The sequence below is a fragment of the Finegoldia sp. genome, from assembly GCF_046991905.1.
GTDB lineage: Bacteria > Bacillota > Clostridia > Tissierellales > Peptoniphilaceae > Finegoldia.
On sequence record NZ_JBKWZF010000007.1, the window covers coordinates 23,188 to 48,712 of the forward strand.

21 protein-coding genes and 2 tRNA genes are annotated in these 25,525 nt (G+C 28.5%); 1 reads left to right on the forward strand and 22 read right to left on the reverse strand.

Annotation, left to right across the window (positions count from 1 at the left end; genetic code table 11):
• Positions 1-86: 86 nt before the first annotated feature.
• The 11 genes from nrdR to mraZ all read right to left on the reverse strand — a co-directional run bounded on the left by nrdR (position 87) and on the right by mraZ (position 11,298).
• Positions 87-539, reverse strand: coding sequence for a transcriptional regulator NrdR (nrdR, locus tag ACLUJM_RS04460; RefSeq protein WP_294685681.1), 453 nt, complete (start codon positions 537-539; stop codon positions 87-89).
• Positions 539-1,621: a cell division protein FtsZ gene (ftsZ, locus tag ACLUJM_RS04465; protein ID WP_412412296.1), complete on the reverse strand. Its 1,083-nt coding sequence runs from the start codon at positions 1,619-1,621 to the stop codon at positions 539-541. Before ftsZ ends, nrdR begins: the two co-directional genes overlap by 1 nt.
• A 331-nt stretch (positions 1,622-1,952) precedes the next feature.
• A complete protein-coding gene (locus ACLUJM_RS04470) occupies positions 1,953-2,675 on the reverse strand; it encodes a cell division protein FtsQ/DivIB (RefSeq protein ID WP_412412297.1) in 723 nt (240 codons plus the stop codon).
• Positions 2,662-3,774, reverse strand: a complete 1,113-nt coding sequence (murG, locus tag ACLUJM_RS04475; RefSeq protein ID WP_294685676.1) for an undecaprenyldiphospho-muramoylpentapeptide beta-N-acetylglucosaminyltransferase — start codon at positions 3,772-3,774, stop codon at positions 2,662-2,664. The genes ACLUJM_RS04470 and murG overlap by 14 nt, the downstream gene beginning before the upstream one ends.
• Positions 3,771-4,880 (reverse strand): FtsW/RodA/SpoVE family cell cycle protein, encoded by a 1,110-nt coding sequence (locus tag ACLUJM_RS04480; RefSeq protein WP_294685674.1) that lies wholly within the window; start codon positions 4,878-4,880, stop codon positions 3,771-3,773. The genes murG and ACLUJM_RS04480 overlap by 4 nt, the downstream gene beginning before the upstream one ends.
• A gap of 4 nt (positions 4,881-4,884) precedes the next feature.
• Complete coding sequence (gene murD / locus ACLUJM_RS04485; protein ID WP_412412298.1) at positions 4,885-6,210, reverse strand: UDP-N-acetylmuramoyl-L-alanine--D-glutamate ligase; 1,326 nt, start codon at positions 6,208-6,210, stop codon at positions 4,885-4,887.
• 7 nt (positions 6,211-6,217) lie between these two features.
• Positions 6,218-7,180: a phospho-N-acetylmuramoyl-pentapeptide-transferase gene (gene mraY / locus ACLUJM_RS04490; protein ID WP_412412299.1), complete on the reverse strand. Its 963-nt coding sequence runs from the start codon at positions 7,178-7,180 to the stop codon at positions 6,218-6,220.
• 78 nt (positions 7,181-7,258) lie between these two features.
• Entirely contained in the window at positions 7,259-9,496 is a 2,238-nt protein-coding gene (locus ACLUJM_RS04495) for a penicillin-binding transpeptidase domain-containing protein (RefSeq protein WP_412412300.1), read from the reverse strand.
• Entirely contained in the window at positions 9,496-9,885 is a 390-nt protein-coding gene (locus ACLUJM_RS04500; protein WP_412412301.1) for a cell division protein FtsL, read from the reverse strand. Before ACLUJM_RS04500 ends, ACLUJM_RS04495 begins: the two co-directional genes overlap by 1 nt.
• A 35-nt stretch (positions 9,886-9,920) precedes the next feature.
• Positions 9,921-10,859 carry a 16S rRNA (cytosine(1402)-N(4))-methyltransferase RsmH gene (gene rsmH, locus ACLUJM_RS04505; RefSeq protein ID WP_412412302.1) on the reverse strand — a complete coding sequence of 313 codons (939 nt, stop codon included), beginning with the start codon at positions 10,857-10,859 and terminating at the stop codon, positions 9,921-9,923.
• Between the two features lie 7 nt (positions 10,860-10,866).
• Positions 10,867-11,298, reverse strand: coding sequence for a division/cell wall cluster transcriptional repressor MraZ (mraZ, locus tag ACLUJM_RS04510; protein WP_412412303.1), 432 nt, complete (start codon positions 11,296-11,298; stop codon positions 10,867-10,869).
• 167 nt (positions 11,299-11,465) lie between these two features.
• Between mraZ and ACLUJM_RS04515 the strand changes: the two genes are divergently transcribed.
• Positions 11,466-12,137 carry a class A sortase gene (locus ACLUJM_RS04515; protein ID WP_412412304.1) on the forward strand — a complete coding sequence of 224 codons (672 nt, stop codon included), beginning with the start codon at positions 11,466-11,468 and terminating at the stop codon, positions 12,135-12,137.
• Between the two features lie 89 nt (positions 12,138-12,226).
• Here ACLUJM_RS04515 and ACLUJM_RS04520 read toward each other — a convergent pair whose 3' ends face one another.
• The 11 genes from ACLUJM_RS04520 to ACLUJM_RS04570 all read right to left on the reverse strand — a co-directional run bounded on the left by ACLUJM_RS04520 (position 12,227) and on the right by ACLUJM_RS04570 (position 25,472).
• Positions 12,227-12,952 carry an HAD family hydrolase gene (locus tag ACLUJM_RS04520; RefSeq protein ID WP_412412305.1) on the reverse strand — a complete coding sequence of 242 codons (726 nt, stop codon included), beginning with the start codon at positions 12,950-12,952 and terminating at the stop codon, positions 12,227-12,229.
• The gene (locus tag ACLUJM_RS04525) at positions 12,952-13,332 is read right to left on the reverse strand and encodes a hypothetical protein (RefSeq protein WP_412412306.1); all 381 of its coding nucleotides are present in this window, start codon (positions 13,330-13,332) and stop codon (positions 12,952-12,954) included. Before ACLUJM_RS04525 ends, ACLUJM_RS04520 begins: the two co-directional genes overlap by 1 nt.
• 94 nt (positions 13,333-13,426) lie before the next feature.
• Positions 13,427-13,502 (reverse strand) — tRNA-Lys (locus tag ACLUJM_RS04530).
• Between the two features lie 19 nt (positions 13,503-13,521).
• Positions 13,522-13,597, reverse strand: a tRNA-Lys gene (locus ACLUJM_RS04535).
• 145 nt (positions 13,598-13,742) lie between these two features.
• Positions 13,743-15,215: a hypothetical protein gene (locus tag ACLUJM_RS04540; protein ID WP_294685666.1), complete on the reverse strand. Its 1,473-nt coding sequence runs from the start codon at positions 15,213-15,215 to the stop codon at positions 13,743-13,745.
• Complete coding sequence (locus tag ACLUJM_RS04545) at positions 15,199-16,605, reverse strand: ATP-binding protein (RefSeq protein WP_412412307.1); 1,407 nt, start codon at positions 16,603-16,605, stop codon at positions 15,199-15,201. The genes ACLUJM_RS04540 and ACLUJM_RS04545 overlap by 17 nt, the downstream gene beginning before the upstream one ends.
• Positions 16,605-17,294 (reverse strand): response regulator transcription factor, encoded by a 690-nt coding sequence (locus tag ACLUJM_RS04550; protein WP_294685664.1) that lies wholly within the window; start codon positions 17,292-17,294, stop codon positions 16,605-16,607. Before ACLUJM_RS04550 ends, ACLUJM_RS04545 begins: the two co-directional genes overlap by 1 nt.
• Positions 17,295-17,330: 36 nt before the next feature.
• On the reverse strand, positions 17,331-20,234 hold the full coding sequence (locus tag ACLUJM_RS04555; protein WP_412412308.1) for a UvrD-helicase domain-containing protein: 2,904 nt from the start codon (positions 20,232-20,234) through the stop codon (positions 17,331-17,333).
• Complete coding sequence (locus tag ACLUJM_RS04560) at positions 20,227-22,905, reverse strand: PD-(D/E)XK nuclease family protein (RefSeq protein ID WP_412412309.1); 2,679 nt, start codon at positions 22,903-22,905, stop codon at positions 20,227-20,229. Before ACLUJM_RS04560 ends, ACLUJM_RS04555 begins: the two co-directional genes overlap by 8 nt.
• Entirely contained in the window at positions 22,898-24,514 is a 1,617-nt protein-coding gene (locus ACLUJM_RS04565; protein WP_412412310.1) for a nucleoside kinase, read from the reverse strand. Before ACLUJM_RS04565 ends, ACLUJM_RS04560 begins: the two co-directional genes overlap by 8 nt.
• Positions 24,507-25,472, reverse strand: coding sequence for an RluA family pseudouridine synthase (locus ACLUJM_RS04570; protein ID WP_412412311.1), 966 nt, complete (start codon positions 25,470-25,472; stop codon positions 24,507-24,509). Before ACLUJM_RS04570 ends, ACLUJM_RS04565 begins: the two co-directional genes overlap by 8 nt.
• Positions 25,473-25,525 lie beyond the last annotated feature (53 nt).

Consider the following 25,525-nt stretch of genomic DNA (forward strand, 5'->3'; position numbering starts at 1 on the left):
CCCCTTTAACATTTATTTTATTTATATCTTACCACAAAAACTAAATATCGTTAAATAAAAATTAAAGGTCGGATAAAACTCCGACCTTATTCATTATCTAATTTAGATATTTCTTCATTGAAAGATTTAATATCTGTAAATTCTCTATACACAGAAGCAAAACGAATGTATGCTACCTTATCAATTTTCTTAAGCTTTTTCATTATTAATTCACCTATTTCAGATGAATCTACCTCCCTTTTATTGCTATGTGTTAGTTCAACTTCTATCTCTTTTGTAGCCTCAAGCAACACTGAATCTGGAACAGGTCTTTTTTCACAAGACTTTTTCATTCCACGATACACCTTATCTCTATCAAAAGCTTCTCGATTTTTATCCTTTTTTACTACCGTAAGATTATTAAAATCATATCTTTCATAAGTAGTAAATCTTTTGTGACAAGATATGCACTCCCTTCTTCGCCTAACTATTTTATCGTCTTCGGATGCTCTAGTATCTACAACTTTTGTATCAGATGCATTACAGAACGGACATTTCATTAGAATCCTCTTCTCTTCAAGAATGAAGGTATTTCTATATCGTCGTGATCTTTTTCAGAAGTTTCTTCTGATTTTTGAGAAACTGAATCAGTTTTTTTGTTTGATTTTAATTTGTTAGCCATTGGATTATCTGAATCAAATCCTGTTGCAATAACAGTGATTTTAATATCATCTCCTAAAGATTCATCAATTCCAGCACCGAAAATAATGTTAGCATCTGGATCAACTTCTTCTCTAATTAATTCAGCTGCTTCGTTAACTTCAAACAATCCCAATTCTTTTCCTGTAACGTTAATTAAAACAGCTTTTGCTCCTCCGATTGATGTTTCTAATAGAGGAGATTTAACTGCAAGTTTTGCAGCTTCCATTGCTCTGTTGTCTCCATTAGCTTTACCAATACCCATGTGAGCAATACCTTGATTTAGCATAATAGATCTAACATCGGCAAAATCCAAGTTAATTAAGTTAGGTACAGCAATTAAATCTGAAATACCTTGAATACCATCCATAAGTACTTCATCAGCCATCATAAAAGCTTCAGACATTGTAGTTCTCTTGTCTGAAATTTGTAACAATTTATCGTTAGGAATAATTACCAAAGTATCAACTTTTCCCTTCAAAGCTTCAACACCTTGTTCAGCTTGCATTTGTCTTTTTCTTCCTTCGAATGTAAATGGTTTTGTTACAACACCAACTGTAAGTATTCCTTTTTCTTTTGCGATTTGTGCAACTATTGGTGCAGCACCTGTACCGGTACCACCACCCATACCAGCAGTTACAAATACCATATCTGTTTTGTCAAGGGCTTCTTCAATTTCGTTTCTACTTTCTTCAGCAGCTTTCATACCAACAGCAGGATTAGCGCCAGCTCCCAAACCTTTTGTAATCTTACTTCCTATTTGTAATTTAGTATCAATGTCTAAATTGTTCAAAATTTGTTTGTCAGTATTCACAGCTACAAATTCAACGCCTTGTAAGCCTTCTTCTTTCATTCTTTTTACGGCGTTGTTTCCGCCACCACCAACCCCGATTACTTTGATTTTTGCTAAATCATTGTCTTCTAATTCCATATCAAAAGTCATAACATCCTCCTAATTTATAATTAAAATTCCTTTTAATCTCTTTAATCTAATTATACTACAAGTTCAACATTAATTCCTGGCCAATATTATAATTACAAGCCGTTAATAACTCTTGTACTATTAGTATAGTTTATAAAATTTATTATTCTATTTGCGTGTTATAAGCTATTTTATTTTGTACTTTACGTTGTTTTGTCAAGCCTAAATAATTTCTTAGTTATTTTGTGAAATCCAAAATAAAATTATTAAAACATATTAATGTATCATAAATACACTAACGTTTTAACACGTTTAGTTTAATTTGTTTTTTGAATTATTACAAAAACCGTATTTACTCTGTTTGTTCTGCATTTTCTTTTATAAAAAACGACTTTTTAGGATCTTTTATATCTACGGTTTTCGTGTTTATACTTTTAGTACTAATTTCTTTTAAAATCTTGAAAAGATTATTAGATTTCTTTTCTGACTCGTTTAAATCCCCAAAAAACACTTTAATTTCGTTTTTTGTAAGTAAAGTTATATCGTTAGCATTATAAATATCAATTCCTACTAGTTGATCTAAAATTTTATTAGAATAAAGATTTTTTATGAACTCATAAAATTTCTCATCTGATTGCAAATTGTTTATTTTTGATAAATTTTCATTCCCTCCATCTATCTTTACAATTTTGGTGTAATCAATTCTATTTTTATTTTTTACTACATTATAATCAGAATCCACAAAAAATCTATCCTTGCCTAATTGAAAATAACATATATCTTTTGTTTCTTCTATCGTTATTTCTATAGTATCAGGATATTTTTTCTTTACATTTGCATCTCTAATGTATATGTCCTTGCTTAATTTTTTTCTTAAGTTATTTTTATTAAATCTAAAGATATTTTCTCCCAATGAGTAATTTGAGTAATTTTTTATTTCAGTTGTTTTTACAATCTTATTGTTTTTTACTGTTATTTTTTTTATTGAAAAATAGTCAAGTGTAGCAAATAAGTACACTATCAATCCTATTAAAAGTGATATTGCTACAATAATTACTACTTTATGCTTTTTCATCTTTTTCTACCAATCTGTAAAGTTCATCTACAATATCTTTACAAGCTGTTGGATATGACATTTTTTTTGAGTTTTCTGAAAGTTCTTGTAATAAGTTATCGTCTTTAATTATTTCGTTTATTTGTTCGAATAATGTTGTAGAATTCAAATCTTTTTCCAAAATAACTTTACTAGCTCCTACTTTTTCAAATGCTCTAGCATTGTGTTCTTGGTGATTTTCTGTAGTATAAGCTTTTGGAACAAGTATCGAAGCTTTTCCCAAGAAAGATAATTCCGCTAATGTAATAGCTCCACTACTTGTTACTATCAAATCAGACACACAGTATGCCTTATCGATATCTTCAAGATATGGATATACGTGCAAATTCTTGATTTCTTTTCCAGATTTTTCAATAAATTCGTCATAATTCAATTTACCAGTAGCTAAAATTACTTCGAAGCTATCTTGGTTTGATATTTTATCAATCATATCTAATGTTGCTTTGTTTAATATTTCTGATCCGTTTGATCCTCCAAATATTAATACAACCTTTTTGTTTTCTGGTATATTAAATTGTTCAAATGCTGCTTTTTTGTTTTTCTCAATATCTGTAAATCTATTTCTAATTGGATTACCTGTAACTATGGCTTTATCTTGGTTTTTGAAGTATTTTATGGATTCTTCAAATGTGACAAAATATCTATCCACATATCTTGATAGTATCCTATTTGTTATTCCCGGAAAGCTGTTTTGTTCATGAAAAGCCACTTTAGCTTTAGTTTTAGTTGCTTTGTATAAAATAGGCCCACTAACATATCCACCTGTTCCAATTACTAGATCAGGCTTGAACTCTTTAAGTATTTTATTCGCTTCTTTTAGTCCTCTAAATAATTCTTTCAATGCTTTGAATGAATCAGCATTGATTTTTCTAGGAATGCCCTTCACATGTATAGTTTTAAAATCTATTCCTAGATTTGGAACAATGCTACTTTCCAACCCTTTTTCTGTCCCTACATAAAGGATTTTATTGTTTTCGTCTCTTTTTTTTAATTCTTCAATTAGTGAAATGGCGGGATAAATATGTCCACCTGTTCCACCACCAGATACTATTATATTCATTTTCTCTCCTCTTCATTGTTCCTGTCTACATTTAGTATTATTCCTACTAACCCCAACATAATCATCAAAGACGTACCACCATATGATATGAATGGTAAAGTTAATCCTGTTGGAGGAATCAATCCAGTAACCACTGTCATATTAACATATGCTTGTATTCCTATTACAAAAAGTATCCCAGAAACAAGTAACCTTGAATAAATTAATTTTGACTTCATTGCAATTCTTATCCCAAAAACTAGAAAAGCAAAGTAAGCTATAATTAGAATTAAAGCTCCCAAAAATCCAAATTCCTCGCAAATAATTGCAAATATAAAGTCATTGTGAGCTTGGGATAAATACAAAAATTTCTGTTTGCTCATGCCAAGTCCACTACCTAGAAAACTGCCATTAGAAACAGCCGCCAATGATTGAGATAATTGCCAACCTTCGTCTTCTAAGTTTCCTAGTGGATCTATAAAAGCGATAATCCTATCAATTCTACTGTATCCAATTTTAACCTTAAAGATAGCCACATATCCGAAAACTACTGCTGCTATCAAAGTAGAAACAATGTATTTTGCATTTAATCCACTTACCATGAAAACGCAAAAAACACTTCCAATTATTACTATTGCTGTAGACAAATCCGGTTGCAAAAATACAATGCCTCCTGAAAATCCAGCCAAGACAATCATCCTCAAAAAACCTTCTTTAAAAGTTTTTATCTTATTAATATTTTGAGAAACAATAGCTGCTGCCAAATTTACAGATGCGAATTTAAGTACATCTGATGGCATAAAGCTAAATGATTTTATCTTGATCCAACGTTTTGCGTAGTTTATTTCTTTTCCTAAAGGAGTAAATACTAACCCACAAAGCACAACAGCTATCAAAAATATCCAAATAGCATTCTTTTTGTAATTTTCGTTATCAAATTTACTAGTAAATAGCATTACAATAAACCCAAGAATGGCAAAAACACCTTGTCGTAGTCCATAATAGTACCAAGCCCTATGTTCACTGACTGCTGTCGGCCAACTGGAACTAAGTACCATGATTATTCCAAAAATTGTCAGGAAAATTGATATATAGAATACACCTTTTCCATCTTTTGAAAGTTTCATGTTTCTATCCTCGCAAATTATTTACTAATTCTTTAAATTCATTTCCTCTTTCTTCGTAGTTATTATACATTCCCCAACTTGCACTTGCAGGTGAAAGCAATACTACATCACCACTTTGAGCTATTTTGTTAGCTTGACTAACAGCTTGTTGCATATTGTCTACTAAAAATATATTTTCAAATTCGAATTCTTTTGCCTTTTGATTAAACAAATCTCTAGTTTGTCCCATCAATATTAAAGCCTTAAATTTATCCTTACCAGCTATGAAAAAATTATCCAAACTTACTTTCTTGTCATATCCTCCAGCTAGTATAATAACATTCTTATCAAAAGATTCTATCGCTTTAACACTTGCATCTACATTTGTTCCTTTAGAATCATTGTAGTATTTTACACCAGACAACTCTCTTACGAATTCAAGTCTGTGTTCAACTCCCGCAAATGTCATTAAAGTATCTTTTATGTCTTCATTTGTTATGCCTATTAATTTCGCTAAAGTAACGCAAAATAGAACATTTTGATAATTATGATAGCCTATTAATTTGACATCTTTTAAATCTATAATCTTTTCGCAAGTTGATCCTGAAAAATAAATTGAATTATCTTTTATGAATGTACCTTTATCGACTTTTGTTGATGTTGAAATATCATATACATTAGCATTTGTAAATTTTTTACAATCATCGTAGTATTCATCATCGACATTCAAAACTGTATAGCATTTTTCATCTTGATTTCTTAGTATGTTCTTCTTAGCATTCACATAATTTTGCATACTTCCATGCCAGTCTATGTGATCAGGAGTAATGTTAATTATACAAGAATACTGAGGCTTAAACTTTTTAGTACTTTCCAATTGAAAGCTTGAACACTCAATTACAAAATAAGTATCTTTGTCGTTGTTATAGATTTCCCACAACATTCCTACTCCAATATTCCCTATCGAAATAGCCTTTCTTCCCGAATCATTTAACATTTTAGTCATTAGTGATGTAGTTGTTGTTTTGCCATTAGTTCCAGTAATAGCGACAATTTTTATATCTTCAAAAATTCTTTGCGCAAGCTCTAAGTCACTAACCACTTCGATATTCAATTCGTTGGCTTTTAATATTATCGCATTATCCATTCTAATTCCAGGACTTTTTAGAATAATATCATATTTATCGATTGTTTCAATAGACTCAATTTGTACATCTAATTCTTGCAAAATTTTTGTTTTCTCTTCGTCTATATTATCGTCAATAGCGCCTAATTCATATCCTTTTAATTTTAAAGTTTTTAGAGCAGATATTCCCGTTCTTGCCAAACCAAATACTAATATTTTTTTCATAATTCACCTATAATATATCTATTAAAGTAATCAAACTTGTTATTACTGATACAACCATAAAAGTCGATACTATCTTTTGTTCTTTGTAGCCTTTTAATTCGTAATGATGATGAATTGGACTCATCAAAAATACTCTTTTTTTGTTTCTCAATTTGTAACTTGTCATTTGAATAATTACGGACAACACTTCAATCATGTAAACAAATCCTAAAATTATTAAATACAAGCTCATGCCATACATCGCCATAATCATTACTAAAGCCCCACCAATAGCCATGGAGCCTGTATCACCCATAAATACTTTTGCCGGATTTGAGTTGTATACCAAAAATCCCAAAAGACTTCCAGCAAAAATAATACTGAATACACTTGCTGAAGAATTAAGGTTATACAGTATTATGCTAGTTGCAATAAATACAGGAATTGAAACAGAAGTTGCAAGTCCGTCTAACCCATCAGTTAAATTTGTAGCATTAGATGTCCCCATCATTACAAAAATCAAAAATGGATAAGTTATCACACCAAAATCTACTGTTTTATGGAAAAATGGAATAACTTGTTTCGTAAAATCAGGATTAACTTGTTTTATTAAAAAACAAGCTATTACTGAAAATAATAATTGCAACACAAGTTTTTGTTTTTCATTTAATCCTAGTGAACGTTTCATTACCAATTTCATAAAATCGTCAATAAAACCAATTGCCCCAAATGCAATCATTCCGTAGATTGCTAATAAAACTTCGCTATTAAATAGCCTAAAAACGACCACAGTAATCAATGTAGATATTATAAATATTATACCTCCCATTGTCGGTGTTCCGGCTTTAGAATAGTGTGATTTTGGACCATCATCTCTGATTTCTTGACCAATATGTTTTTGTCTTAAAACCTTAATAATAAATTTCCCCAATATCAATGATATTACAATTGATAATAACATAGACATCAAAATTTCATTTTTAAAATTCATATTTATCTCCTTATATAATGAACACTAATTGTATTCAATTTTATTCCTCATAAGTATTTATTATACCACACGAAAAAATTATTCTTCAGTGCTTTTCTCTGGTTCAATATAAATTTTGATATAAGATTTTGGATCCATTAATTTATTTTCTTCAGGATCAGTTTTTACAACTCTTCCTTTTTTGCTGTTCTTAATATCTACGTTTTTGATTCCATATTTTTCTAATATTTCCATCGCATCCTCTACTTTAAATCCTACTATCTCAGGAATTCTAATCATAGAATCATCAACACTTCCAGTTGTAATTTCTACGATATCTCCTTTGTTAACTTTGGAATATGCGGCTGTCTCTTGTGATTTTACGATTGAATCCAAGCTTGAATTCGAATTTAAAACTTTTGACTTCAAACCCAATAAGTTTAATTTATCCACTGCTATTTTTAATTTCAATCCTTCTAATTCTGGGACAGTAACTTTATCTGAATCATTAGCATCTAATCTTGTTTTGTTCATTCGTTTATATTCTATAATTCTCGAAAATATTTTACCTGCAGAAGGTGCACACACAGCACTTCCACCATTTTTCCTTTGAGGCTCATCTACTACAATCAACACAGTGTATTGTGGATGATCAGTTGGAAAAGACGCAAAAAATGATGCTGTAGTTTTATTGTCGGTATATTTCCCATCTTCAATTTTGATGCTTGTTCCTGTTTTCCCTCCGATTCCAAAACCTTGGATTGCTGCTTTTTTTCCACTACCATCATCTACAACACCTTGTAACATTTTGTTCATTTGTTTTGATGATTGAGAAGATATGATTTGTCTTTTTACATTCGGTTCTACTTTTTCCGTCTTTTTTGTATCCTTTGAGATGAATTCTTTAGCCACATGAGGTTCAATCAACATCCCTCCATTTACTATTGAATTTAATGCAGTTATCATTTGAATTGGTGTTGCAGATATACCATGTCCATAAGATAATGTTGCAAGCCTAGCAGCATCTATATCTTTCACGCTCTTCGGTGCTATGCCCAACTCTTCAGATGGTAAATCAATATCTGTTTTTTGATTGAAACCAAAACCATTTACGTATTTTTGCATATTAGCTTTTCCTAAATCCCTGCCAATATGAACATAGGCAATATTACAAGAGTTATTGAAAGCTTCTTGGAAAGTTTCATCTCCGTGTGGATTCCAAAATCTTTCACATCTTATAACAACCCCAGGAATATCTCGAATAAACCCATTACAAAAATAATGTGATTGTTCAGTTGCAGTATGTTCTTCGGTTGCAGCTGCACTTGTTATTGTTTTGAATACACTACCTGGTTCATAAGTCCAAGATGTTGCTTTGTTTTCCCACATATTAAAATAAAATTTGCTGATTTTGTCTTCGTCATTTTCCTTTTTTAAATCAGTTAACTCTTCTGATTGCGATTTAAGAAGCGGAGTCTTGGGATCATTTGGATTAAAATTAGGATATGAACCCATTGCTAAGACATCTCCGTTATTTGGATTCATAACAATAATTGTAGCTGACTTTGGTTTAAAATTATTTTCTATATCTTTCAAACTGTCCTCTACAAACCCTTGAATTGTGCTATCTATTGTAGTTTTTAAATCGTATCCATTTTCTGGATTAATAATTACAGAGCTATCATCTGACAAATCAATAGATCTATTAACAGAACTGTTCAATATTCTTTTACCAGGTTTACCTTTTAATTTGGAATTATAAAAACTTTCCAATCCAACAACTCCATCGTTATTCACGTTTGTAAAACCCAATACTTGTGCTAACATTTCCTTGTTAGGATAGTATCTTTTCTTCTCGGATACAACGCTAATAAATTTCTGAGAACTAATAGGAAGTTTTTTCATATTTTCTATTTCTGGTTTTGATAATGATGCTTTTACTAAAACAGTTTTCTTTTTGTCTAAAATTTTTTTTAATTCTTCTGGTTTCATACTAATACTTTTACTTAAAGAATCGATAAGATTAGTCTTAGATTGATCATTTAAATAAGTAGCATTTACATACAAATTATTAGATACCACATTATCTGCCAATATTTCACCATTTGTATCTAATATTTTTCCTCTTTCAGCATCTATGTTTATAGTATTGGTACTTTGTTTTGCTGATAATTTTCGATATTTATCTCCTGCAGGTGTCAATTGCAAATAAAAAAGCTTTCCAATTATCAAAAAAACAATAGCTATCAATATACAAAATAAAACTACAATACGATAATTGTAGTTTTTATTGAAATTTTTATTGATTTTTCCTTTATTAAAATGATGTCTTCTCATTATTTATCCTCTAATTTTAAGTACATAATTTGAGCATTTTCAGGAAACTGCATCCCCAAATTATTTTTTGCGATTTCTTCGATATTTTTATTAGTAAGTTTACTTTCTATATTAGATTTTATCACATCTCGGTTGCCTTCTGTTAACATTACTTGCTTTTTTACTTCTTTTAAATCGCTAGACATGCTTTGTATTTTAGAATATCGATTCATAACCAAAATAGATAAGCAAATTACAACACATATCATAACTTTATTAAAAGTAGAAAATAGATTAGTTTTTCTGCTAGGTCTATTTAGTTTTTTAGTTTGTTCAATTTTTTTTACTTCAAATTCTTTTTTTTCTATATATTGTGGAAAAACCTCAATTTTTCTTTGTGCATTACCCATTTTTGTCTCCATTTATTAATCAAATAATTTATATATCAAATAATTTTTTCTGCTACTCTTAATTTTGCACTTCTAGCTCTAGAATTATCTTTTAATTCTTCTTTTGAAGGCTCTATCGGCTTTCTTGTTATAATTTTTATTTCTGGTTTATGATTGCAAACACAAACAGGAATTTCTGGAGGACATATACATCCCCTTTGTCTTTGTTTAAAAATATCCTTGCAAATTTTATCCTCTAAAGAATGAAAAGTAATAATACAAATCCTTCCATCAGGATTTAACAAATCGATACAATCTCCTACTGCTTGTTCTAAAACATCCAACTCTTTATTAACTTCAATTCTAATAGCTTGGAATGTTTTCTTAGCGCTGTGACCTTTTTGATTCAATCTCACTTTTTTAGGAATCGCTTTTTCAATAACATCAACCAATTCAAAAGTAGTATCAATCGGTTTAATTTCACGTTCTTTACAGATAAATTCAGCAATTCTCTGCGCCCATTTTTCTTCAGAATATTTGAAAATTATATTTTCTAAGTCTTCTTGAGAATATGTGTTAATAATATCTTTTGCACTGATAGGATTTGATTGATCCATTCTCATATCCAACTTCGCATCATGCATATAAGAAAATCCTCTACTCTCCTCATCAATTTGATAAGAACTAACTCCAATATCCATCAATATTCCATCAACTTTTTCAATTCCTATGTCGTGCAAATCGCTTTTTATATTTTTAAAATTATCCTTAATAAAGATAACCTTATCTCCAAATTCTTTTAAACGTTCTTTTGCAACTTTTAATGCGTCTTCATCTTGGTCAAAACAAATTAGCTTACCATTACCAATTCTCTTTGCTATTTCTCTAGAATGTCCGGCTCCTCCAACAGTGCAATCAACATAGACTTTACCATCTCTTATATTCAAATTTTCGATACATTTCTCTAATAAAATTGGCACATGTTTAAATTCCATAATTCACCTACAAATCAAGATCTGTCAAATCATCAGCTAAATCGTCATAATTTAGAGAAGAATCATTAGAATATTCTTCCCATTTTTCTTTATCCCATATTTCTATACGATTGGATACACCAATGATTGCAACCTCTTTTTTTATATCAGCGTAGTTTCTCAAAGATTGCGGAATCAGAAATCTTCCTTGTTTATCAATCTCTTGATTACTAGCTCCTGCAAAAAACACTCTTGAAAACGCTCTTGCTTGTCTTCTAGTCAACGATAATTTGTTAAGTTTTTCAGTCATTTGAATAAAAGCGGATACAGGGTATACGAAAAGACATTCATCCATTCCCTTAGTAATGTAGAACTCTTCTCCTATTTCTTCTCTAAACTTTGAAGGCATAATAACGCGACCTTTTGAGTCAATATTATGAAAATATTCATTGATAAACATTTTTCCCTCCACTTTGTTCCACTTTCATTCCATTACATTAATAATATCTTTTATATATGATAATTTCAATGTTTTTATTAGTTCTGAATGTTTGTTCTTATTTGTATTTACTAAATTTTAAATATATGTTAAAATACTCAACGTAATAAAATTTAAAGAGGAAAATTATGAGAAAAAAATTCGGAATTTTTTTAATGACAATTGGTATTCTGCTTTTTGCTCTATACTTTGCAGCAAGACTAATACCTACCTACTATAGCGAAAATGATATAAGTAAAGATATATCATCCACAGAAATGGAACAAAACAATAAAAAGGAATTCAAAAACGACTTTGACGCTGTAAACTCCATTAGCACAACTACATCGTTGTTTAATTTTACAGCTATAAGCGGAGAAAATGTTATCGGACAAATCATTATACCTGATTATAATTTGAGTTTGCCTATTCATCGAGGTGTAACAGATGAACACTTATTAAGTGGCGCTGCAACAATGAAAGATAATCAAAAAATGGGCGAAAAAAATTATACACTGACTGGTCATTATATGAAAAGAAACGGATCTTTGTTTAGTAAGGTTTATGATTTAACTAAAGGTACTAAAGTCTATATTACGGACAAGAAAAACATCTATGAATATGAAATCGTAGATAGAAAAGTTACTGATTCTTATGCATTTTACATGCTTGATGATGATAGAATGGAACAATACGATAATAAACCCATATTATCATTAATGACATGTGATATGCCGAACGATCCTAACAATAGAGTATTCCAAATAGGAAAGCTTGTTAGATCATTTAAATACGACAAAAATTATTTTAAACAAAATTAAAAATTATACCACAAAGATATTAAATTATTTTGTGGTCTGTTTACATAAAAACTCTCTTCAAAACTTTGAAGAGAGTTCTTTTAGTTATATTAAATTTCCAAAATTTTTCCATTTTTAGGAAAATCATAGATTACATCTTTTCTTTCGATTATGATTTTAGTCTTTTCATTTATTTTTTCATTTGCTCTTATTAATTCAAATAATTCTTTTGTAGGATTAATTGCTGTTGGCTTACCCATCATATTAATCATCGAAAAATCACCTGATGTATCTCCATAGCAGTATGATTTATCAACATCGATGTCGTAACGATTGACAATTTCATCAATCACAGCTTTTTTGCTGTTTTTATCCCACATCGGAATTACTTCTCCAGTATACATTCCTGATTTTTTTAAATACAAAGATGCTCTGTATTCAGTTACTCCATAACTTTCAGCCATTTCTTTTACTAAAAAATCTGGACTACCTGAAATAAAAAAAATTAGATGATTATTTTCTTTATGAAATTCAATCATCTTACGAGTATATCTGTAGACTTTCTCTTTAACTTGACTGATTACTTGATTAGATATAAATTCATTAAACTCACTACTGAAACCTTTTAGCTTGTACTTATACACATCAACAAGCTGATTAAGGTAATCATCGTAGTCAATTTTTCTTTTTTCATATTTTTGGTATGCTGGATAAACTTTTTCGTAGTATAATTTTTGATCTATTATTTCAAAATTAACCAATTTTTTGAAATGTTCAATCATTAGTGAATCTCTGGCTATTGTTCCATCAATATCAAAAAACGCACCTATTTTCATTATTTTGTACTCCTAGATTCTTCAACTAATCTATCAAATTTTTCAATTATATTGCGAAATTCTAAGCTCTTCTTTTTTTGAGTAATTGGTTTTACTACATCCAAAAATAACGAATATGCCGAGCAAATAACAGCTGTTGCAAATGTAAAATTGAACATCATTAATAAGCTAAGTCCAAACCTACTTAAAATGGATAACATTGACAATACAAAAAATACAGCAGAAATAATAAATAGTGTAGTTGTAAATATATATTTTTTTTGTTTATTGTGTAATTTAGTATGTAAAAAATGCACTATTAACAAAAATACGACTACAAATAAGACAAATAAAAATGTAAATCCTTTGTATTTCCAAACAACCGATAAAATTGATTTCATGTTCATCCTCCTTAGCTTATTATATCATATATATAGAACTTTTATACTATTTAATCATATAAAATAAAAAAATCCGAGGTAATCTCGGACTTGATGGTGCGCCTTCAGGGACTCGAACCCTGGACCCACTGATTAAGAGTCAGTTGCTCTACCAACTGAGCTAAAAGCGCATATTTGATTAAAAAAATGTGGTGCGCCTTCAGGGACTCGAACCCTGGGCCCACTGATTAAGAGTCAGTTGCTCTACCAACTGAGCTAAAGGCGCATATCATTACCACAACAATAATATTATACACTATTTTAAGAATTTGTAAAGAGTTTTAAATATTTTTCAAATTCAAATTATTGTAATAATGTAAAAAGAAGCAGATAAATATATAGATTATCTACTTCTTTTTTTCTATTAATTTTTATTGTCTTAGGTTAGTAATAAATGATGATGGAATTTTATCGTTGTTTTGAAATTCTTTTTTCCACATTTCTGCATAATTTCCTATTGCCCATTCACTCATTATAATAGAATCATCTTTCGTAATTGGTATACTACCTATTAATTTATTATCGTTAGAATAATCATAAATTAATATTTCATCCGTCGTTTGAACTATTAGTATTCTTTTATCAGGAGAAGAATATGCATCTATCGCACTGCTCTTTAAATTTTTTATAGATTGCCAATTCATAGATAATTCATCTGGTGATAAATTCAAATGTGAAACGATGTTGAGGATTACATTTTTCAACTTAATCTCATTATTTTCTTTGAATGTATATTGTGTTTGATAATTCCATTTACCAGAATTTCTTACAATTCCAATATTTTTGTAATCTTCATTTTTATCATTTAAAGAAATTTCGGAATTTGAATCTGTTGATTCTTCTGCTATAGAATTCTTTAATACATTTACAGCCTCTTTACCACCGATTTGATCAATATTAAGTTCATTATTATTGCTCATTTTATCTATACCATATATAGAATAATATTCAAATTGATTCTTATTTCGCATGATTGAGATATATTCTGGACCTAGGTATGTTATTTCTGCAGATGTGTCAAATTCCAATTTTTTATTTTCTTTAGAATTATCTCCTGAATAAACTGGCTTAGCTAAGAATTGCTCTACATAGTTATTATCAAATTCATTCTTTTTGTATTCCATAGTCCAGAACCCATTTTTTCTAGGGAAAAACAATGCAGATGTTTGATAAATCTGTGCGCGATTTTTCTTGTCGATATCCAATAAAATAGTCATATAAGATATATCACTTTCATCATTTCTTACAACTTTATTTTTGATTCCAATTAAAAGAGCAATATTTTCTTTGTCTTTTAAATTGTTTCCTTTATTTTCATAATATTTACTTTCATAGGTTGACTGATAATTCTCAATAAAAGTTCTACTTACTTTATTTTCTGTTTTCTTCATATAATAAAGTACTCCGTTGTATGGTAAAATTATATTGTTTTTATCCATTACAACAACATCTTGATAAAACTTGCTGCCATCAGAAATTGTAATGACCATTTTCTTATCTTTAGAAAATTTCTTACTTATATTTTCATCGCTTGTTTTTTTACTTAGATAATTTTGTAAACTGACAAATTTAGACGAAAATTTAGGGTTTATAGTAAATCTTTTTCCAAAAACAACTATAGATTCATCGACGTAAAGTTTACCTATTTCATCTGAAACTTTGGATTTAGAATCAGAAAAGCTTTCTTTCTTATCAATTTGCCACACACCTGCTGCGACCAATAAATTATTTTCAGGAACTTTAATATTTTCAACTGCAGATTGTTCTTTATTTCTGAACAGTATGAAAACAATCAACAAAATTAAAACTATCGTACCTACCAAAATACTAGTTGTCTTTTTCATTTTCATCATCTCCTAATGGCAATGTAAACGAAACTGTAGTTCCTTCATCTAATTTGGATTTAATCATCAATTCTCCCTTGTGAAGTTTTACTATTTCTTCGCAAATAGAAAGCCCCAAACCTACATGAGAATTCGAATTAGAGCCTTTGTAAAATTTTCCAGTTACGAGTTCTATTTCTTCAAATGAAATTCCAATCCCTGTATCTATTATAGATACTTCTGCAAATTTTTCCGTTTTTTCAATATTAATAATTATCGTTCCTTTTTCCGGAGTAAATTTTATAGCATTATCTAAAATATTAATGAAAACTTGCTTAATTCTATCTTCGTCAAATGTAACGATGAGTTCTGGACTTTCATAATTTAATATCAAATCAATTCCTTTAGAACGAACTTTAGGAAGCAATTGGTTTTTGATATGTTCTGCTAATTCAATTAAATTTTGTTTTCTCTTAACTATTGAAATTCTTCCGGAAGTAAATCTTGAAAAATCAAGTAACTCCTCAACCATATTTGTAAGTCTGTCGCATTCGCTATCGATTATATCAATTCCCATAGTTGTTGTTTCTAAATCTGAAGGATCATATTTTAATGTTTGTGCCCATCCTTTTATAGAAGTTAACGGTGTTCTCAATTCATGTGATACGCTTGAAATAAATTCGTTTTTCAATTGTTCTTTCTTGTTAATATTGTCCGTCAATAAATTCAAAGTCATTCCAAGTCTTCCAATTTCATCTGTATCATTTTCTTTTGCTCTTACTTCCATATCACCCTTAGCCATTTTTTCGGCAGTTTTTGCAAGGCTATTTATCGGTTTGATTATGCTTTTAGTTAAAATTTTGCTCAATAAAATACTGAATAATATTACTAAAAATCCGAACAAAGCAAAAGATACTGACTTCACTCTTATTGCCCTGTCTATTTCCTTTAAACTTGAAATATATCTTAAAACTCCGACTTGTTTTCCCCTGGATTCAAGTGGAACAGAAACAGAAATAATATTTGAATCAGAATAACTAACTTTTCCTGTGTATCTTCCACTTTGACCATTTATTGCACTTACTACATCTGATGTTTCTATTTTTTCGCCCAAATTTGGACTTGCAATTGAGTCAAATACAACAACTTGATTATTGTCCAAAATTTGCACTTGGCAGTCAGTTTGTCTGTAAAACTGGTTTTTATCTTCGGCAATTACTTCATCTAGTTCATAATCTGCCATATAAGAGCTATACAAATTTGTAGAATATCTTATTTCGTTGTTCAAAACGCCTTCCATTGTAGAATAATAATAAAACTTAGTAGCATAAATAGAAAATATAACAAGTATTATCGCGGTAATACTTGTTAAAAATACAAAGGAATACATTATTTTGTTTTTAATACTCATTATTTTTTATTTTCCCATCTGTAACCAACTCCCCACACTGTTACAATGTATTTTGGGTGAGTTGAATCTTCTTCAATTTTGCTTCTCAATCTTCTCATATTAACATCAACAATTTTAGCGTCGCCTATGAAATCTTCACCCCATGCTTTATCCATCAATTCATCTCTAGTTATAGCTTTACCAGGATTTTTCATTAAAAGTTTTATAATATTAAGCTCTGTTGGAGTCAATGTAATTTCTTTTCCGTTTTTATAAAAAGTTCTAGAATACATATCTAGCTTGAATGTATCATCTTCAATAATTTGACTATTATTTTGTTTTTGAGGACTCCTTCTCAAAACAGATTTAATTCTAAGAATCAACTCACGAGGATTGAAAGGTTTCGTCAAATAATCGTCTGCTCCCCTTTCAAGTCCTTCAATTTTATCATTATCTTGAGTTTTTGCTGTCAACATAATAATAATCATATTTGGAAATTTATTTCTTAAAATTTTACAAACTTCAAATCCGTCAATTCCAGGTAGCATTATATCCAACACAGCAACATCTGGTTTATTTAATTCTGCTAATTCTACCCCTTTTTCTCCAGACTCAGCTTCCAGAATCTCAAAGCCTTCTCTTGCTAAATTTATTTTTGTAAATTGTCTTATATTATCTTCATCTTCAACTAAAAGAACTTTAATACTCATATTACACCTCATGTATTATTATAACCCATAATTTAGCTATTTCAATTGATTTAAATAATTGTCGAGAAAAACTTCAACTTCTCGTTCACAATTTTTATCGTAAACTTTTTCGATAATATATCCCCTTCTCAAATTCAAAAGTATCATTTTAATATTTTTATTGTATTTTTTTCTTAAAACATAAGAATAGAACTTCAATTGAATATGATATTTTTCGTACAAATATTCTTGTGATTGTGAACTTATTTTGTAATCATAAACTCTGATTTCTTTGTCCGAAAATTCAACTCTATCCATAAATCCAGATATCATCATATTTTCATACAATAAATTAAAATCCATTTCGTTTTTGTAGTTTGAAAAATCTGTAATAAACTTATTAAAGTTTTTTGTTGCAACATCAAAAATTTTCTTTTCATCATCATTTAAAAAATCAACTTCTCTAATAGAAGGTGAATTTTCACCATTAGATAGTTTTGCATAAAGGTGAACCAAATTACCCAGCCTTATATAATTTATCTCAGATTTCTGTACATTACTTTCAAAAATTTCCTCATCAGAATTTAAGATAGTAGTAATGCCAATAGGAATAAGCTTCTCGATATCCACTAATTTTGGTTTTAAACTAAAATAACTCGTTTTAATAGATTCTGATTTAAAAGGCTTTTCATTCAATTCTAAATATTTAATCCTTCCTCTTTGTTGCAACTCCTCAATATATGGGCTGATTTGTTTGAAATGTCCTGATTTTTTTGAATTTGAAAATGATAATTCCCTTTTTGCACGAGTAAATGCCGTGTAGTACACGTTATCAACTTCGTAATCTTCTTCCTTGTCTATTAATTTTTTTACTTTTGACATTCTAAATTTTGAAAATGGAATATTCAATACGAATTGATTTTTCATTGTTTCATTGTCAATAAATAATAAGAATTTGTCTTTGTTTACTGATGGCTTGGATAGATTATCCACTATAACTTTACCAAATCCTAAACCTTTAGATTTGTGAATTGTCATCAGCTTTACTAAGTCGCTGTGTTCGTCTTCATAAGACATTTGATATAAGTTAGTGTTATTCTCAAAATAATCAACAAAATCTTCTATATTAAAATTGTTTGAATCAAATTGCTTAGCAATTTCCAAAAACTTAATCACATTAGCTTTAGCTTGAAGATTACCCACCAATTCCAAGTAATTTATCTGTTCTATATAATATGAAATTGAATCGTAGATACTGTATTTAATCAAATTTTCTGTAAATACTTCAACTTGATTATCGATCTTTTTAATTGTCGATTTGTAATTATCGTTTTTGTTTAATATCTCATTGTAATCAACATCGTAGACATTAGAAAGTATTCCTACTTTGCTTATCTCATCACCGTATCTTGCATATTTTATAAATTGAATCAGATTTAATATTTCTCTGCAATCTTCTAACCCTTGTTTGTCGAATATATAATAAGGAATGTTTCTATTATTAAGACTTTTTTCATAAGATGAAAAGTCATTTTTCGTTCTTGCAAGAATTGCAGTATCCCTGAAATTATCCTCATTTATATAAGATATCAAAACATCACATGAATCATCTTTTGTCTTAGTGTCTTTATTGTTAAGCTTGAACTCATCTCGACCGATAACATCTCCAATTTTATTAACAGCGATTAAGCTATCATATCTTTCTTTCATTTTATTCGAATAAATATAGTTAATAGGTTCCATAATATTAGGGTGAGTTCTGTGATTTTCATAAAAAGTGATATCTTTTCCACCGCTTTTTAGTATGTCTTCTCTTGTTTTCTCAAAAACTTTTATATTTGCTCCTCTAAAGCTGTATATAGCTTGTTTTGGATCTCCTACAACAAAAAGATTATTCCTATCCAATTTTTTTTCATCGCTGCATAGCATATAAAAAATATCTCGTTGCAAATTAGAAGTGTCTTGATACTCGTCTATCATGAAATATTGGTATCTTTCTTTACATGATTTAAGAATTTCATTATTTTTTAAAGCTTTTTTGCACATTATTTCTATATCATTGAAATCCAGAACGCTTTTTTCGAGTTTTTTATCTGAATATTCTTTGTTTATTTCTATCAAAATATCGAAAAATCCTTCGTACAAACTCAGGTATTCTTTTTCTTTATTTGAAAGTATTATATCGATTTTGAGGTTTACTTCATCTATTATTTCTTGAACATTTTCCTTCTTACTTTCACCTAAATTATCAAAGCTTTTTAACAAAAATTGTATAAACTCATCATCTTTTAAGTTTTGATTATCATCATGTAAGAATTTGTAAAATCTACTATTCTTAGTAAGTCCTTTGATATTGTCTGATTCTTCTTTTAGATCAAATAAATAACTTTTTAACCCGATAACATCTTCTTTTTCGATATTTCTCAAACTTTTCAAGTATTCTGTAGTATCTTTTTTTAATTCGTAAATATCAACGTTGTTCGTTCTTATTTTATAAAAAGAATCCCTTATTATTTTGAGTGTATCAACATAAGAAATGTCAAATGTACTTCCTAAACTTTTAATATAATCAATTCTATTTTCTAATATATTGTCAAAAATTCCATTGAGCATTCTATTGGATTCGTCATCTTCTATGATTTTAAAGCTAGGATCTATCGATAAATAATAAGAATAATCTGATACGATTTTTTTGCAGAAAGACGAAATTGTTGATACATTAATATCGTCAATTAATTTAGGATTATTTAACTTTTGAATAATTCTGTCTTTCATTTCATCTGCAGCTTTGTTCGTAAAAGTTATGCAGACAATTTTTTTGATATCAAATCCATTCTCATACATATATCTGAATCTTTCAGACACTACTTCAGTTTTACCAGTTCCTGCACCAGCATTTATACAAACATTTTGATTTAATGTCGAATAAGCTAATTTTTGATTTTCGCTAAATTTAATCATCGATAGCTTCTCCTTCAGTGTTTTTCAACTTACAAATTTTATTATAATCGCAATAATTACAGGAATTGTAATCATTTGCTTTTATGAATAATCTTTTATTTCTAATGTTTTCTCGAAATTCTTTTACCTTTTCATTCATAATTTCATCTAGTTCATCTTTATTAATAGATTGAAGATATTCATATTCCTCATTATCCTTTATGCTTTTGTATTTGCAACTTACTACATTCCCATAAGATGAATATATCGCAAATTGAAATCCCTTATTCTTAGCCAAATCCTTTGCTTTTCTAAAACTATTTTGGGATAATTTGTAATCAATTAATCTGATTTTACCGGAATCTGTTTTGTCCACCCTGTCAATTCTCCCAATAAATTTTGTATTTTCATCTAAACTCACAATAAAATCTTCTTCTAACTTGTAAGGATAAAACTTTTCAGCTTCTTGTCTGTTATTGTAAATGTCTTCTTTAATAAAATCTTTGAGTTTAAATAAATATTTATCGTAGTCAAATTCATTTTCCTTAATATCCGTATTTAATCCGAATTTTTCAAATGAATTCTTTAGTAAACTATCCAAGCTGGATAAGTCTAGTTCACACTTACCATCAATTGCATCTTTAATTTGAGATATATTAATCCCGTAAAATTCCTCCAATGTATTGTGCAATATAGTTCCAATATCCAATTGCCTAGATTTGACTTGTGGTTTAAGTTTCAAATAATATCTAAAATAAAATTTCATTGGACATTCAAAATATGTTTCAAGTTGTGTTGGAGATAATTCTTTGTTTAATATATATTGAGTTGTCTTATCGTCAACTTCAAAATCAGAGATATCCTTTGACATTATTCTTGTTTCTAATCTATTTAAATGTTGTTTTAAAGAATATTTTTCATAAGATGATACGCTGTGAAGTTTTTTGGTATCAATTTTTCTTATGTTTTTGTTCTTAAGTTTTTTGATTTTTTGATTTGATGTGATGTTTTTATCCAAAATCAACCTTGATTTAATACTGTTTTCTGTATTATAGGACATATATACTTTTTTATTCGCTCTATTAATCGCATCTACAAATCTATCAATATTTCGCTTTCTATTATCTGCATCTGATAAAATATCAACTCCGCAATTTTGAAGAAACTTAATGTTTTCTTCATTGTAAAAGAAATCGTAATTAACTTTTCCAGGAATTACATCATCATTCATATTAACAATGTATAAAACATCGTAGTTAGAAAGTCTGATATCTGTCAGACTGTAAATTCTAATTCCATCCACTAAATAATTTGTAGAATCAACCCTTAAATTTTTAATCAAGTCTATCAAATATTCGTTTAAGTTTTTCGATTTTTTAACAAGTTCACAATAAGTTTTATCCAAGTCCTCTAATATTAATAAAAGTTTTTCTGTAAACAAATTGAATTCTATCTCATCACTTTCTTTTTTCTCTAAAAGCGATATGAGATTTTTAATCACGTCTATATCAGTTTCAATAAATGATGAATACAAGAATTTTATTTTGTTTAATATTTGAAGGTTGTTTTCATAATTTAGATTTGATTTCAATATTTTATCCAGACTTTCCCAATTATCAAATTCAAAATCTACTAATATACTTCTGAAACTAATTTTGTCTTTCAAATCAAATTCTACAAAACAACTATCTAATATGGAAAATACATATTGTTTAAAAGTTTTGCTTTTATCTAGAATATTAATTATGTCAGAGAAGATTTTATAATTCTGATACGAAATATAATCATCTCCAAAAACTGGAATATCATGTGATTTCAGAGAATTTAAGATTTCTATTTTCGATGAATCTCTTTCAATTAAAATAGCCATCTTGTTATAATCATACTCATAAGAATCTTTGCAAATCTCATCAATTAGCCTATCTTTTTCTAATATTTCGTTAGTTAATTTGACAATTTTCTTCTCTATAAAATTATTAGTTTCGAAATTTTCCGCACTTTCAATTACTTCAAATCCGATGTCTTCCAATTGATTAACTAATTTACTTTTATATTCATTGTAATAATCAACGTAAATATAAACATTTACATCATAATTTTTTAATTGTTTTATAACCTCTAATTCAATTGGTCTAAATTCACTAAACCCATGAATATAGATGTCTTTATTTTTTTGTATATTGAGGTTTTTGATTTCATAAGCATCAAATTTATCCAATAAATTATATTGTTTCATAATATTTTGATACTTCTCATAAACTTTGCTTAAAATACTCAAACTTACATCTTTGTCAGAAATGATATCTAAATCATTTAAGTTTTTATTTGAATACTTACAAGATGATATGAATTTTTTTGATGAATTAATAATACCTTTTGAATTAAAAAACTTATTATCATCAAACTCACCTTCGTCAATTAGATCTTGAATAGCTAATCGCACAATAAGATCTGTTAAATATGTCGAAATATCAGAAGCATTCGCCAAGTCATCTATCGTCCAAATTTTAACATCACACAACACTGATTGTTCTTTTAAAAATTTGTTTCTAATATTTTTGATAAGTTTTCTATTCGGTAAAATCAAAATAAAATCAGTGTTGCCTTTAATTATTTGATTTTCTAAAAAAGATATATTTTCATCAAATAGCTTTGAAGAATTTGAATTAGTATAAACAACTCTTTTATTCATTGTAATCTCCTATGAATTCTTGCAAAATTGAGTTTTTCGGAACTATTGAATCGTCATTTATTTCGATAAAATAATTTAGAATTGATTTTAATCTTTCAATCTCTGTAAAATTTAATCCTTTTTTGTCGTAATTTTCTACAAGTTTTAAAACGTATTTTTTCAAAATATTGATTTCATAAATTAACGAAGAGTCTATTATACTATCCGCTTCATTTTGATAAGGAAATACATTGATGTATTCAGCAGCATGAACTCTTGGCCATTCAGATAATGTATCATCAATGCTTTTATCTCTTTGAACAAAATCTCTTACCATTCTTCTCATAAGTCTCATATCTGTTGTTGAAATTCTGTTATGGCAATCAATACTTAGTTGTGTCAAAGCAGACACATAAATTTTGTATTTGTCTTTATCAGGAACTAAACTTGTAAGTTTTGGATTAAGTCCATGAATTCCTTCTACGATTATAATTCCATTTTTATCCAGTTTTGTATAAGTATTGCCGTATTCTCTCTCTCCTGTTATAAAGTTATAAATCGGCAAATTAACATAATCGCCTTCTAATAAACTCATTAAATCCTTGTTAAATGTTTTCAAATCAAGGGCGTTAATCGATTCATAATCTCTGTTTCCGTCTTTATCCAAGGGAGTATCAATTCTGTTTACGAAATAATTGTCCATAGAAATTGGAATAGGATTTTTCCCTCTAACAGCTAATTGCACAGAAAGTCTTTTTGCCATAGTTGTTTTTCCGGATGAAGATGGTCCCGATATTTGGATTAATCTTGCGTTATTATAAATAATCTTATCTGCAATATAAGAAATTTGATTTTCAAAATAAGCTTCATTAACACTAACTAAAAAATCCATGTTGCCATCTATTATTTTTTCGTTCAAACTTCCGACATATCCTATATCCAACATTTCAGTCCATTTTTTAGATTTTACAAATATTTTCGCAAGAGCTTTTTCTTCTTTGAATTTGCTAAACTCACCTGAACTGCTTACACTTAATGCAACTCCCGGAAAATAATTGATAAGTTTGTAATGTTTTAAAAATCTAGTGAATGGCGCAACAAATCCTTCAATTCCAAAATAATGTTCATGACATTTATATAAGTACATCTCTTCTTTATCCAGGCTTTTTAGTAGTCTTGATTTTTGAATGTATCCTTCTTTTTCAAAAATATCAAAAGCTTCTTTTCTAGAAACTTTTACTCTCTCTATTCTGAGATTTTGACTTATCAAATCATCCATTAACTCTCTTATTTCTTCCAAGTCTTTAAAGTGGATTTCATTGTTATTTTCGAATTCAAGATACATATAATCTCCTATAGTGTATTCAACGACTAATTGTTCTTTTGGAAATTTAATTTTAAATGCTAATAACAATAATAAAATTCCTGTTTTCATCAATGTATCTTGTGAGTAAACGTTGCTTTCATCCAGAAATTCTATAAAATCGCCATCATCGACACTACTCATAATATCTACAATTTTGTTGTTTTTTAATGCAACAATACTATCTTCAAATCCATAATCAAGCGCATAATCATATATTGTTTTATTTTCATAATTACAAGTTTTATTATTAACTATCCTAATCATATTTGTTCTCCAAATCATTCAATACTTTTTCAAATATGTCATCTCTCTTGCTTTCAAAAACCATTGATTCGTATTTTTGATACTTTTCCATTTTTTCTGGGAATTCTAACTTATAAGAATGCAATAATTGAAAATTCAAATCGTATTTATTCTTAAAATATTTGTTTACTTCTTTATTTCCATATTTAATATCTCCAATAATAGGATGATTGATGTGTGCTAAATGAGCTCTTATTTGATGAGTTCTTCCTGTCAACAAATCCACATTTACTAATGAGTATCTACCATAATTTTTCACATTCCATACCTTAGTTAAACTTTTCTTTCCTTCTGAATTAATAATGGATTTATTTTTTTCGCTATCTTTTTCCAGTCCCAAATCAATCATTTGATCTTGTAAATTCCCAACTACAATTGTTTCATAAATTTTCGTAATGTCGTGCTTTTTGAATAAATTATTAAAGAATTTTAGACTATCATAAGTTTTTGCACCGACAACAATTCCAGATGTGTTCCTGTCCAATCTATTAACCAATGCTGGTGTAAATGTTGAGTTTTGAGTTGGTTGATATTGATTAGTTTTTATCAAATAACTTACCATCATATCCACAATATTTTTCCCATAATCACTAGGATTTGCAGCATGAGATAATACTCCTGTTTTTTTGTTAATCAATATTAAATCCTCATCTTCAAAAATAATATCTAGGTTAAAATCTTCAGCAGTGTAGACTTTATTATCTTGATATTTTTCAATTACCTCATCATACAAATAAATATTGACAATATCGTCTATTTTCAAATTATAATCAGGCTCTGTCCTTTTTTTATTTACTTTTATTTTTTTAGTTCGGATAAGTTTTTGAATATGATTTTTGCTCATTTTCGGCACTAGTTTCATTATGAACCTATCTACTCTTTGATTGCTATTTGAATCATCTATATTTATATGTCTCATTGCTACTCCTATTTGAAAAATTCTTAATAAATCATTATAATTTAATAAGGAAG